We start from the raw sequence: 11,981 nt of genomic DNA, 5'->3' as shown, positions 1-11,981 counted from the left end.
ACGGGAATTTATGTTTACGGGAATTGTTGAAGCGGTAGGTACGCTTAAAGCATTGGAGCGAAAAGGCGGCGACATGAGAGTCAGCGTTCAAGCCGGCTCTTTGGACATGTCCGATGTTAAACTCGGTGACAGTATTGCAACCAATGGTGTGTGTTTAACCGTCATTGAAAAAAACGCCGATGGTTTTAAAGCCGATCTCTCGATTGAGACGCTTAACAAATCAGGTTTTGCCGATTATAGCGTCGGTGATAGCGTGAATTTAGAAAAAGCAATGCTGCCGACGACACGTTTTGGCGGTCATATTGTCTCTGGTCATGTGGATTGTGTCGGCACCATTACAGGAGCTCAACAAAAAGGACGGGCAACGGAATATTGGGTCGAAATCCCAAAAGAATACAGCAGATATGTGGCTGAAAAAGGCTCGATTACCGTCGATGGCATCAGCTTAACCATTAATGATGTGGCTGAGCATTCGTTCAAGCTTACCATCGTCCCCCATACTTCAAGTGAGACCACAATAAGTGACTTCCAGGTTGGTAAGAGAGTCAATATCGAGGTGGATTTGCTCGCTCGATATATGGAAAGGTTATTGCTCAGTAAACAAGAGGCGCAGCAACCAGAATCTAGGCTGACGATGGACTTTCTTCGAGATAACGGTTTTGCTTAATTTAGGTATAAAAACAATCCCTATGCGTACTTGACTGCATAGGGATTTTGCTTTTTATCATCTTGTTAAATTCCTATTAGATATTGCTCACAATTCTATGCTAGAATCCGTCGGTTCTCACTGGTTAAACATGGTTAAAGGAAAACATATGAAAGTTATCGAGGGTGGCTTCCCAGCACCAAATGCGAAAATCGCGATAGTAATTTCTCGTTTTAATAGTTTTATTAACGAAAGCCTTCTTTCTGGTGCAATCGATACTTTGAAGCGTCATGGTCAAGTCAGTGATGACAACATCGTTGTTGTGCGTTGCCCTGGAGCGGTAGAGCTTCCACTGGTTGCCCAGCGTGTTGCAAAAACTGGTAAATATGATGCTATTGTTTCTTTAGGAACGGTTATTCGTGGTGGTACACCACACTTTGAGTATGTATGTAACGAGTGTAATAAAGGTTTAGCGCAAGTGTCTATGGAGTACAGTATTCCTGTTGCATTTGGCGTGTTAACTGTTGAAACGATTGATCAGGCTATCGAACGTGCGGGAACCAAGGCTGGAAATAAAGGTGCAGAGGCAGCACTTAGCGCACTCGAAATGATTAACGTTCTATCTGAAATTGATTCTTAATGGGGGCGAGTGTGAAACCAGCCGCACGACGTAATGCACGTCAATTTGCTTTGCAAGCGATCTACTCTTGGCAAATCACCAAAGAAAATGTTGCTACAGTAGAAGAGCAATTTTTATCCGGTGGTAAGTATGATGAAGAAGAGCATCATGCAGCAGAGCCAGCATTAACAGCACCGGAAACGGATGTGACTTACTTCCGAGAGCTATTGACAGGTGTCGTGCTAAATCACACAGAGCTAGATAGCAAACTAAGACCGTACCTATCTCGTCCAATGCAAGATCTGGATATGATGGAATTGGCGTTGCTACGTTTGGCAATGTACGAAATGACTCGTCGCGAAGATGTCCCTTACAAAGTGGTCATTAACGAGGCGATTGAATTGGCAAAAGTATTTGCGGCCGAAGACAGCCACAAATTTGTCAACGGAGTGCTAGATAAAGCAGCTCCCCATGTTCGCATAAAGTAATACCCATTCAAAAAGGCCAGCATTCGCTGGCCTTTTTTCTCTCTTCAATTTGAAACCATTGACCGATTGCACAATGAATGAGTTTAATTTAATTGATAAATATTTTGTTGGTAAGCAGAACCAGCGAAAAGACGTTTTATTGCCTATAGGTGATGATTGCGCGGTAGTAAAAGCACCCGACAATGCAGCCATCGCCATCAGTACCGATACTTTAGTCGCGGGTACCCATTTTTTGGCAGACGCTGATCCTGCTCTAGTCGCACATAAGGCGCTTGCTTCAAATTTGAGCGATCTGGCAGCCATGGGCGCGACGCCAGCTTGGGTATCGCTGGCTTTGACTTTACCTGATGTGAATCCGTCTTGGCTAGACGCATTTACCGAGTCTTTTTATGAGCTTGCAGATTATTTCAGCGTTCAGCTAATAGGTGGAGATACGACGAAAGGCCCTTTGAGTATGACGTTAACGGTTCAGGGTTTTGTCCCCGAGCAGCAACCTTTAACCCGGCGTGGCGCTAAGGTTGGCGATTGGATTTATGTCACCGGGTGCCTCGGTGATAGCAAGGCAGGCCTAGAAGTCATCTTAGATAGCTCAAAGCGAAGTAAATCGTGCGCCAGAGAGTTGGAGAAAAAACATTATCTCACCATGCCAAGAATATTAGTTGGGCAAGCACTTCTACCCATTGCAAGCTCTGCTGTGGACATTTCCGATGGGTTGATCGCAGATCTCTCCCATATTTTAAAAGGCTCTAATGTGGGTGCGCAGCTTGATGTGGATTTACTGCCTGTCTCTAAAGAATTGACTTCGTATTTAGCCGACTCTGAGCTGGCTAAGCAATACGCGTTAAGCAGTGGTGAAGAGTATGAGCTTTGTTTTACGGTATCAGAAGAACATCGTGGTTCTTTGGAGAGCGCTCTAGCGCACTGTGGGACAACGTTCACTTGTATCGGGCAAATTCGAGCTGGGGACAAACTTGAACTGCACTCGCAAGGAAAGGCCATCGATTGGCAGTTAGATGGATTTGATCACTTTGAGGATAACACGTTATGACTGATCCAAAATCTCTGATTTCACTCAAAAACCCATGGCATTTATTTGCAACTGGCTTTGGAAGTGGCTTATCTCCGATTGTCCCTGGTACCATGGGCACGATTGCTTCCATCCCCTTTTATTTGCTGCTGGTACAATTGCCAGCGCCCGCGTATTACCTAGTCGTTGTTCTGGCTTGTGTTATTGGCATCAAAATCTGCCAGGTTACCTCAGATGATATGGGTGTGCACGATCACGGCTCCATCGTTTGGGATGAGTTCGCAGGCTACTGGATCACCATGTTAGTGGTACCGTATTTGCACATCAATACGTTAGATTGGCGATGGGTGGTAGCCGGGTTCGTTATCTTCCGCTTTTTCGACATGGTAAAACCTTGGCCCATTAGTTGGTTGGATAAACGCGTTGGTGGCGGTTTTGGGATTATGGTCGACGATATCCTTGCAGGAATTATGTCGCTGATTGTCTTGACGTTGGTGGGGTATTATTTCGGCTGGATGTAGAACGTTAGGAGAAGGCTAGCTGTGAAAGAGCGAGCCTTCTCGGTATTTCTTTTCACTCGAGTCACTAACACTCAACTGCGTTTCACTTAAGCTTTTCTAAATCTGACTCAATTTCAGCGATTTTACAGGCGACCACTTTTTCGAGGTGTTTAAGATCTTGCAAAATCTTGGTCTTTACATCGACTTGGGCCATTTTTTCTGGTTTGGTGATGGTGTTCAACTCATCAATGACCAAGGTCAGGTTGCGATTGATTTCAGTGACTTCTTTGTATTGGTGGCTGCCGCTATCCACCAATACATTTTTGACTTGTCTTGGGTATTTAAACTTGACGCTTTTAGCGAACAGCTCGCCTTTTTGCTTACGAAAGTAAATTTTTAGTATGTCTTTATGGGCTTCTTGTCGAAGCGAGTAACGCTCAATTTGTTTTGGCTCTTGAATGCCAAGGCCAGTCAGATTTGGAAACATAATCGATCTCTGCTTTTTATTATCCCATCCAAGGATATTAGGTGTAGAAACGAGAAGTTGCCAACTTCTCTCTGCTGTTATTCGGATGCAATTTTGGCGACATTTTCTTTGAGTAACTGGTGTAACGCCTCTTGCTCTTGTTGGTTTAGTTGAGCGTTGCTTTCGTTAGTAATAATGAATAAATCCTCGGCTCGTTCACCTATGGTGGTGATTTTTGCTGCATGGAGATTAATGCCGAGTTCCGCGAACGTCGCGCCAACAATGGCCAGTAAACCTGGCGTATCAAGAGCGACCAATTCCATCAAGGTGCGCTTCTTACTTTTGGTTGGTAGAAAATCGACTTTCGTTGACACCTTGAAGTGTTGCAAATTCCTTGGTGTGCGGCGGCGTTTTATTTTGGTTTGCCAACCTTTTTCTAGCGCATTGGACAGGTGCTTAATCAACGTTCTATGACGATTACGCTCAATGGCTTTGCCGCGTTGATCAAGTACCATAAAGGTATCGAGAACAAAACCGTCTTTGCTGGTCATGACTTGGGCATCGTGGACGTTGAAATTACGCCTATCGAGTTCGGCGACCACATTGGCGAACAGCGCTTCTTGATCTTTGCAATAGACAAATACCTCGGTGCCCCCACGAGTGGCGTTTTTACTTATCAATACCAGTGGGAAGTCATGGCTTTCATGCTGCAAAATATGCGAGCAATGCCACGCAATCTGTTTGTGCGTGTGACGCAGAAAATAGTCGGCTTTAAATCGTTGCCAAAGCACTTCTATTTCTCTTGCGCTAAAGCCCTCTTTTCTGAGTAGCGCTGAGGCTAACTGCTGGTTATGACGAATTCTGTCACGTACATCAACGGGGTTCTCGAGTCCTCGTCTCAAAGCACGTTGAGTGGAATAAAATAACTCAGCGAGCAGTGTCCGTTTCCAGCTATTCCACAGTTCGGGATTGGTGGCGCAGATATCTGATACGGTAAGGCAGACCAGATACTCTAGGTATTCTTCATCGCGTACTTGTTTGGCAAATTCGGTGATAACTTCAGGATCGTAAATGTCTCTGCGCTGCGCTGTCACTGACATTAATAGGTGGTGTTTGACTAACCAAGAGACCAGTTTGGACTCAGGCTTTGATAAGCCGTGTTCAATACAAAAATCATAAGCTTCTTTCGCGCCAATTTCAGAATGATCACCACCACGACCTTTTCCAATATCGTGGAAAATGGCCGCTAGAATCAGCAGCTCTTTTTTCTGGATGCGTGGATAGACTTCACAACAGATTGGGTGTTTATCGTAATTATCGGGGTTATTGAATTTGTTGATGTGCTTGAGAAGTCGAATGCTGTGTTCGTCCACCGTATAGACATGAAATAGGTCAAACTGCATTTGACCAACAATTTGATTCCACTGTGGGAAGTAGGTGGCGAGCACGCCAAGTTTATGCATTAAGCTAAAAGCGCGAGTTAAACAGTTCGGGTGACGGGCCAGCTCCATAAACTTCTCACGAGCAGCCGGTATGGTGTGAAGAAACTTGTTTAATCGCCGCCTTGCAGTACGAAGCTGACGAAGTGTGCTTGGTGCCACGCTATCTATCGTTGAATCGTTGGCAATATGTAAGAACATATCTAATATCGATTCAGGGCGAGATTGAAATAAAGCGGGCATTCTTGCTTCAATGAGATGGCCTCGGCGCAGAAAGTCCTTGCTGAGCACCTCTGGTTCTTGTTCTATGCCATTGTTAAGGATGACTTGGTCGAAAATCTTTAGCAGCATTTTGTTTAGCTCTGCTACTCGCCGAAGGGTACGATAAAACTCCTTCATCATCATTTCGACGCCTCGGTTTCCTTCGCCTTGAAAACCTAGGTGTTCGGCGACCTGAGCTTGATGTGCAAAGGTTAATCGATTGTCATAACGTTTGAGTTCAATATGCAAGGCAAAGCGCACGCGCCATAAAAAGTTTTGGCACTCCACGAGCTCGCGATACTCAGCATCGGTTAAAAAGCCAAATCGACTCATTTCTAATAAGCTAGTCGCACCAAAATGTCTGCGTGCTACCCAGCTAAGGGTGTGAATATCTCTTAGCCCGCCAGGAGTCGATTTAATGTCTGGCTCAAGGTTGTATGTTGTATCATGATATCGAGCGTGGCGCGCTTTTTGCTCTTGTACTTTGGCTTGATAAAAGTCTTCACTGGGCCAAAATGACTTAGAAAGCACTTGCTCTTTCAGCTGTAAATAGATGGATTCATTACCCACTAAATATCGGGCTTCTTGCAAGTTGGTCGCCACGGTTAAATCTTCTCGGCCAATATGGGAACACTGGTTGACGGTTCTGACGGCATGGCCTATTTCTAAGCGCAGATCCCATAGAAAGGTAATAAATTGGCTGATTTTGGCTTCGGTTGATTCGGAGAGCTTGTCCTGTGATATCACCAGAATATCGATGTCAGACAGTGGGTGCAGTTCGCCTCTCCCATAACCCCCGACTGCAATCAATGCAATGTCAGACACATCGGATAACGCTAAAGATTGCCAGAGCTGAACTAATATCCCATCGATAAAGATGGAGCGCCCGGTAACAAGCTCGCTTACGGGTTGATGATTAAGGAACTGCTCTCTTTGTTGCTGAGTGAATAGCTCAAGTTGATGTTTGATATCTGAAATGGACAGGCACTCTGACGGTGGAATTTGAGAAGATTGTGCAGACATAAAAGGCTATCCATGAGCGAAATGGGCAATTCATTACAATCTATCAGATAAACTTAAATAAAAAAATGCCCCGAAAAAACGGGGCACTGTGATGATACTGGCTCGCAGTCTAAGCGACAATTGTAAGGCGCTAGTTTGTAGGGCGCTAGTTATGCAGTACTCGAGCGATGGTTTCTTCTTCTCGGAGGGTCAAAATCTCGCAACCTGTTGCGGTAACCAACAAGGTATGCTCCCACTGAGCAGAATTTTTGCCATCGCCAGTGTAAACCGTCCAACCATCTTCATCGTCCAGTTTACAGCCAAATTTTCCAGCATTGATCATTGGTTCAATTGTAAAGGTCATGCCTTCACGTAAAACGGTTGAGTCGTTGTTCTTGTAGTGTACGACTTGTGGCTCTTCATGAAACTCAGCGCCAATGCCATGACCACAATAATCCTTAACGATAGAGAATTTAGCGCGAGGATTATTTTTGTTGTTGGTCTTAATGTATTTTTCGATAGTTGTGCCGATTTCACCAAGTTTGACGCCGGGTTTTACTTTTTTGATGGCTAAATAAAGGCTTTCTTGCGCGACCATGCAAAGTCGTTTGTCAGCTGGTGAAACGTCACCAACAAGAAACATTTTTGAGGTATCACCATGAAAACCATCCTTAATCACAGTGATGTCGATGTTTACAATATCGCCATCTTTTAGTACCGCTGGTCTTTGAAAACCGCCGAGCTGTTGATCCTCTTCTGCAGGGATACCATGGCAAACCACGTGATTGATAGAAGTACAAATCGATTTTGGAAAGCCGTGATAGTTTAATGGGGCGGGAATTGCGTTTTGTACCTCTGTGATATGCTTGTGGCAAATCTGGTCTAATTCTTCAGTCGTCACGCCTGATTTCACATGCGGCTCGATCATTTCAAGGATCTCTGCGGCTAACTTGCCAGCGACACGCATTTTCTCAATTTCTTCGGCTGATTTGATATTTATAGACATCGACTTTCTCAAAGGGTTAGGGGAATTTCTACTCAGTGGCGATTATTTTAGCAGGAAGCCGTGAGAAAGTGTACGGCTATAAAACCTTGTCAAAGTTGTAGGTTTTAGAGGAGTTAAATGATTCCTCAAGGTTTTTCAGTGAAAAACCGAAAATTACCTGGTGTTTTCTTTTCGATTAACAATGAAATTTACTAGCCTTATACCCCTAAAATATGGTATAAAGCGCGCCGGATAGATGGTCTGTTTTCTCTGTACTAAGCGAGGCAGATTACGTCCAACTAAATTTTATCTTTAAATCACACACATTCCGACACATGTTCCGGGGTGCTTGAAGCGAAAGCGGTCAAGTCGGACACATGGGGGATGTGGAGGCCTAACCCCATAGAGGATTTTAAAATGGCAACTGTATCAATGCGCGATATGCTAAAAGCTGGTGTTCACTTCGGTCATCAGACTCGTTACTGGAACCCAAAAATGAAGCCATTCATCTTTGGTGCTCGTAACCGTGTACATATCATCAACCTAGAAAAAACTGTACCTATGTTCAACGATGCTCTAAACGAGCTAGCTAAAGTTGGCGAGAAAAAAGGTAAAGTTCTTTTCGTTGGTACTAAACGCGCAGCATCTGAAGCTGTTAAAGAAGCGGCAATTGCTAGCAACCAATTCTACGTAAACAACCGTTGGTTGGGTGGTATGCTAACGAACTACAAAACAGTTCGTCAGTCTATCAAGCGTCTAAAAGATCTAGAGTCTCAAGCTCAAGACGGCACTTTCGACAAGCTAACTAAGAAAGAAGCTCTAATGCGTACTCGTGAAATGGAGAAGCTAGAGAAGTCTCTTGGTGGTATCAAAGACATGGGCGGCCTACCAGACGCTCTATTCGTTATCGATGCTGACCACGAGCACATCGCTGTTAAAGAAGCAAACAACCTAGGCATCCCAGTTTACGCTGTAGTTGATACCAACTCTAACCCAGATGGCGTTGATTACATCATCCCAGGTAACGATGATGCAATCCGTGCAGTTCAGCTTTACCTAAACGCTGCTGCTCAAGCTGTATCTGAAGGTCGTAACAAAGACGTAGCTGAAGTTGCTGAAAAAGACGGTTTCGTAGAAGAAGCTGAATAATTGCGGCTCTGCTGACCTAGATGATGTGACATAAAATCGAAGCATTATCTAGGTTATAGTTTGCGTCAGGGGCCCATTAATTGGCCCCTGATTTTTACCCTATCCAGAATTAACTGAGGAATAGAGAATGGCTGTAACTGCTGCTCTAGTAAAAGAACTGCGCGACCGTACTGGCGCAGGTATGATGGACTGTAAGAAAGCGCTGAACGAAACGAACGGCGACATCGAACTAGCAATCGAGAACATGCGTAAATCTGGCGCTGCAAAAGCTGCTAAAAAAGCAGGTAACGTAGCGGCTGAAGGTACTATCATCATCAAAGACGCTGATGGTGTTGCGGTTCTTCTAGAAGTTAACTGCCAAACTGACTTCGTAGCAAAAGATGCTAACTTCACTGCATTCGCAGAGAAAGTTGCAGCAGACGCTCTAGCATCTAAAGCATCTACTGAAGAGCTAGTTGCTAAATTCGAAGAAGAGCGTATTGCTCTGGTTGCTAAAATTGGCGAAAACGTGAACATTCGTCGTGCTCAATACATCGAAGGTGCTGCTCTAGCAACTTACCGTCACGGTGAGAAAATCGGTGTTGTTGTTGCTGGTGAAGGTGACGCTGAAACTCTTAAGCACGTTGCAATGCACGTTGCTGCGTCTCGCCCTGAGTACGTTAACCCTGAAGATGTACCAGCGGAAGTTGTAGAAAAAGAGAAAGCGGTTCAAGTTGAAATCGCAATGAACGAAGGTAAACCTGCTGAGATCGCTGAAAAGATGGTTGTCGGCCGTATGAAGAAGTTTACTGGTGAAATCTCTCTAACTGGTCAAGCGTTCGTAATGGAGCCTAAGAAATCTGTAGGCGAAATCCTAAAAGAGCGCGGTGCAACAGTATCTACTTTCGTTCGTCTAGAAGTTGGTGAAGGCATCGACAAAGGCGAAGAAATAAGCTTTGCTGAAGAAGTAGCACAAGCGCAGAAAGGTTAATCTTAGCGCTCAGTGTTCATAAATTAGACCGTAGCCAAGGCTGCGGTCTTTTTGTGAGTAGCGTCTCGGTGTGCAGTGACGATTTAATATTTAACTGGTTTCGCTCCTCTTAAGTGTTAAATCATGACTGTTATATATCTAAGTCATTTAATACAACGACTCTCATTTTTGGAAGGAAAAGTCCATGACAACGAACCCTAAACCAGAATATCAACGCATCCTATTAAAACTCAGTGGCGAAGCGCTACAAGGTGAAGAAGGTTTTGGTATTGATCCTACGATTCTTGATCGTATGGCCCAAGAGGTCAAAGAGTTGGTCGAACTTGGCGTTCAGGTTGGTGTTGTAATTGGTGGTGGTAACTTGTTCCGTGGAGCAGGGCTAGCGGAAGCGGGCATGAACCGTGTGGTTGGCGATCATATGGGCATGCTTGCCACTGTGATGAATGGCTTAGCAATGCGTGATGCACTGCACCGTGCTTACGTTAATGCTCGTGTCATGTCGGCGATTCCATTGAATGGTGTGTGTGACGATTACAACTGGGCTGACGCAATCAGTCAGCTTCGCCAAGGCCGAGTGGTGATCTTTTCTGCAGGTACGGGCAACCCATTCTTTACTACAGACTCAGCAGCCTGTTTACGTGGCATCGAAATTGAGGCCGATGTGGTATTGAAAGCGACCAAAGTCGATGGCGTATTTACCGCAGATCCTGTAGCCAACCCAGACGCGGAGCTGTATGATAAGCTTTCTTACCAAAGTGTTTTAGAAAAAGAGCTTAAAGTGATGGATTTAGCGGCATTTACGCTAGCTCGTGATCACAAAATGCCTATTCGCGTATTTAATATGAACAAGCCAGGTGCATTACGCCGTGTAGTGATGGGTGAGGCTGAAGGCACACTGATCAGTGAGTTGTCTGAATAACGTCGCTGATAAGTTATGCACTCTATGTAACCCAGTTAAATACCCAATAGATATCTCTATAGTACAGAGCACAACATATTAAGGTGAAATTGTGATTGACGAAATCAAACTAGAAGCGCAAGAGCGCATGGAAAAAAGTGTTGAAGCACTAAAAAATAACCTCGCTAAAGTTCGTACTGGCCGTGCTCACCCAAGCCTACTGTCTGGTATTTCAGTCGAGTATTACGGCGCAGCGACGCCACTTAACCAAGTCGCGAACGTCATTGCAGAAGATGCACGTACTTTAGCGATTACTGTTTTTGATAAAGAGCTGGCTCCGAAAGTAGAAAAAGCCATCATGCAATCGGACTTGGGTTTGAACCCTATGTCAGCAGGCACTGTCATTCGTGTACCACTTCCACCACTAACAGAAGAGCGTCGTAAGGACTTGGTTAAAATCGTACGTGGTGAAGCGGAAGGTGGCCGTGTTGCTATCCGTAACATCCGTCGCGATGCGAACAGTGAGCTTAAGGCGTTGCTAAAAGACAAAGAGATCTCTGAAGACGAAGATCATAAAGCGCAAGACGAAATCCAAAAAATCACTGACTCTGCGGTTAAGAAAGTAGATGAAGTTCTTGCTGCAAAAGAAAAAGAGTTGATGGAAGTTTAATTTTTTCGATAAACTCGCCTATCAAATTACGCTGTGCTGACAGACGGCGCAGCGTTTCTTTACACAATTCATACGCCCATTTATAGACGCTTTATCTTAATATGCAAAACTCACAACTCCCCTTAGAAGCCATGCCAAAGCACATTGCGATAATCATGGATGGAAACGGCCGTTGGGCGAAAGCTCAGGGCAAGCCAAGAGTATTTGGTCATAAAAATGGTGTGGTGGCGGTGAGAGAAAGTATATCAACCGCGGCCAAATTGGGCGTCAAAGCCATTACATTATTTGCATTTAGTAGTGAAAATTGGCGTCGCCCAGAAGAGGAAGTCGGTGTTCTGATGGAGCTGTTTATCACCGCTCTATCGACCGAAGTGACCAAATTACACAAGAATAATCTCAAGCTGCGTGTCATTGGTGATATATCGCGATTTAGTGCTCGTTTACAAAAGAAAATCGCTAAGGCTGAGGCGACTACGGCGGAGAACACCGGCATGGTGGTAAACGTGGCGGCGAACTATGGCGGTAAATGGGACATTGCCCAAGCTGCTCGGAGCGTGGCTGAAAAAGTCGAACAAGGCGAACTCTGTGCTTCTGATATCTCCGAAGACGTGCTGGCGAAACACATGATGATGTCCGATTTGCCAGAAGTGGACTTGTTGATTCGAACGAGTGGCGAATGCCGCATAAGTAACTTTCTGCTTTGGCAAATAGCCTATGCTGAAATATACTTTACTCCGACTTATTGGCCTGATTTTAAAGAAGAGAGTCTAATTGAAGCTGTGACTTGGTTTATCAACCGCGAACGAAGATTTGGCTGTACAGGCGAACAAATCAAAGCACTACTAGAAAAATAAATACAAG

Annotated in this window: 13 protein-coding genes; 10 read left to right on the top strand and 3 right to left on the bottom strand. The window is 44.7% G+C overall.

Annotated elements, in window-relative coordinates:
- The first annotated feature begins 10 nt into the window (after positions 1 to 10).
- The 5 genes from M9194_RS12160 (at position 11) to pgpA (ending at position 3,301) form a co-directional block, all read left to right on the top strand.
- Positions 11 to 667, top strand: a complete 657-nt coding sequence (locus M9194_RS12160) for a riboflavin synthase (protein WP_250612917.1) — start codon at positions 11 to 13, stop codon at positions 665 to 667.
- Positions 668 to 815: 148 nt separating this feature from the next.
- Entirely contained in the window at positions 816 to 1,286 is a 471-nt protein-coding gene (gene ribH / locus M9194_RS12155) for a 6,7-dimethyl-8-ribityllumazine synthase (protein ID WP_250612916.1), read from the top strand.
- A complete protein-coding gene (gene nusB / locus M9194_RS12150; protein WP_250612915.1) occupies positions 1,286 to 1,753 on the top strand; it encodes a transcription antitermination factor NusB in 468 nt (155 codons plus the stop codon). Before ribH ends, nusB begins: the two co-directional genes overlap by 1 nt.
- Before the next feature lie 73 nt (positions 1,754 to 1,826).
- Entirely contained in the window at positions 1,827 to 2,801 is a 975-nt protein-coding gene (gene thiL / locus M9194_RS12145) for a thiamine-phosphate kinase (RefSeq protein WP_250612914.1), read from the top strand.
- On the top strand, positions 2,798 to 3,301 hold the full coding sequence (pgpA, locus tag M9194_RS12140; RefSeq protein WP_250612913.1) for a phosphatidylglycerophosphatase A: 504 nt from the start codon (positions 2,798 to 2,800) through the stop codon (positions 3,299 to 3,301). The genes thiL and pgpA overlap by 4 nt, the downstream gene beginning before the upstream one ends.
- Positions 3,302 to 3,383: 82 nt before the next feature.
- Here the strand turns inward: pgpA and M9194_RS12135 are convergent, their stop codons facing one another.
- The 3 genes from M9194_RS12135 to map form a co-directional block, all read right to left on the bottom strand.
- Positions 3,384 to 3,767, bottom strand: a complete 384-nt coding sequence (locus M9194_RS12135; RefSeq protein ID WP_250612912.1) for a DUF3461 family protein — start codon at positions 3,765 to 3,767, stop codon at positions 3,384 to 3,386.
- Positions 3,768 to 3,844: 77 nt separating this feature from the next.
- Positions 3,845 to 6,469, bottom strand: coding sequence for a bifunctional uridylyltransferase/uridylyl-removing protein GlnD (gene glnD / locus M9194_RS12130; RefSeq protein ID WP_250612911.1), 2,625 nt, complete (start codon positions 6,467 to 6,469; stop codon positions 3,845 to 3,847).
- A gap of 145 nt (positions 6,470 to 6,614) precedes the next feature.
- Positions 6,615 to 7,454 (bottom strand): type I methionyl aminopeptidase, encoded by an 840-nt coding sequence (map, locus tag M9194_RS12125; protein ID WP_250612910.1) that lies wholly within the window; start codon positions 7,452 to 7,454, stop codon positions 6,615 to 6,617.
- A gap of 396 nt (positions 7,455 to 7,850) precedes the next feature.
- Between map and rpsB the strand changes: the two genes are divergently transcribed.
- From rpsB to uppS, 5 genes are all read left to right on the top strand, one after another.
- Positions 7,851 to 8,582 carry a 30S ribosomal protein S2 gene (rpsB, locus tag M9194_RS12120; protein WP_250612909.1) on the top strand — a complete coding sequence of 244 codons (732 nt, stop codon included), beginning with the start codon at positions 7,851 to 7,853 and terminating at the stop codon, positions 8,580 to 8,582.
- A 127-nt stretch (positions 8,583 to 8,709) separates the two neighbouring features.
- Entirely contained in the window at positions 8,710 to 9,552 is an 843-nt protein-coding gene (gene tsf / locus M9194_RS12115) for a translation elongation factor Ts (protein WP_250612908.1), read from the top strand.
- A gap of 184 nt (positions 9,553 to 9,736) precedes the next feature.
- Positions 9,737 to 10,471 (top strand): UMP kinase, encoded by a 735-nt coding sequence (gene pyrH / locus M9194_RS12110; RefSeq protein ID WP_250612907.1) that lies wholly within the window; start codon positions 9,737 to 9,739, stop codon positions 10,469 to 10,471.
- A 91-nt stretch (positions 10,472 to 10,562) separates the two neighbouring features.
- Positions 10,563 to 11,120, top strand: a complete 558-nt coding sequence (gene frr, locus M9194_RS12105; protein WP_250612906.1) for a ribosome recycling factor — start codon at positions 10,563 to 10,565, stop codon at positions 11,118 to 11,120.
- A 101-nt stretch (positions 11,121 to 11,221) separates the two neighbouring features.
- Complete coding sequence (gene uppS / locus M9194_RS12100; protein ID WP_250612905.1) at positions 11,222 to 11,974, top strand: polyprenyl diphosphate synthase; 753 nt, start codon at positions 11,222 to 11,224, stop codon at positions 11,972 to 11,974.
- Positions 11,975 to 11,981: the final 7 nt, after the last annotated feature.

The organism is Vibrio sinus, assembly GCF_023634645.1.
Lineage (GTDB): Bacteria > Pseudomonadota > Gammaproteobacteria > Enterobacterales > Vibrionaceae > Vibrio > Vibrio sinus.
The sequence above is the reverse complement of the archived record's forward strand: the minus strand, read 5'-3'. Positions and strand labels throughout refer to the sequence as shown.

What these genes read in the sequence shown, in the direction of transcription:
- map (WP_250612910.1), bottom strand. Translation starts at nt 7,454, where the DNA reads ATGTCTATAAATATCAAATCAGCCGAAGAAATTGAGAAAATGCGTGTC.
- pyrH (WP_250612907.1), top strand. Translation starts at nt 9,737, where the DNA reads ATGACAACGAACCCTAAACCAGAATATCAACGCATCCTATTAAAACTC.
- thiL (WP_250612914.1), top strand. Translation starts at nt 1,827, where the DNA reads ATGAATGAGTTTAATTTAATTGATAAATATTTTGTTGGTAAGCAGAAC.
- pgpA (WP_250612913.1), top strand. Translation starts at nt 2,798, where the DNA reads ATGACTGATCCAAAATCTCTGATTTCACTCAAAAACCCATGGCATTTA.
- rpsB (WP_250612909.1), top strand. Translation starts at nt 7,851, where the DNA reads ATGGCAACTGTATCAATGCGCGATATGCTAAAAGCTGGTGTTCACTTC.
- glnD (WP_250612911.1), bottom strand. Translation starts at nt 6,469, where the DNA reads ATGTCTGCACAATCTTCTCAAATTCCACCGTCAGAGTGCCTGTCCATT.
- uppS (WP_250612905.1), top strand. Translation starts at nt 11,222, where the DNA reads ATGCAAAACTCACAACTCCCCTTAGAAGCCATGCCAAAGCACATTGCG.
- nusB (WP_250612915.1), top strand. Translation starts at nt 1,286, where the DNA reads ATGGGGGCGAGTGTGAAACCAGCCGCACGACGTAATGCACGTCAATTT.
- ribH (WP_250612916.1), top strand. Translation starts at nt 816, where the DNA reads ATGAAAGTTATCGAGGGTGGCTTCCCAGCACCAAATGCGAAAATCGCG.
- M9194_RS12160 (WP_250612917.1), top strand. Translation starts at nt 11, where the DNA reads ATGTTTACGGGAATTGTTGAAGCGGTAGGTACGCTTAAAGCATTGGAG.
- tsf (WP_250612908.1), top strand. Translation starts at nt 8,710, where the DNA reads ATGGCTGTAACTGCTGCTCTAGTAAAAGAACTGCGCGACCGTACTGGC.
- M9194_RS12135 (WP_250612912.1), bottom strand. Translation starts at nt 3,767, where the DNA reads ATGTTTCCAAATCTGACTGGCCTTGGCATTCAAGAGCCAAAACAAATT.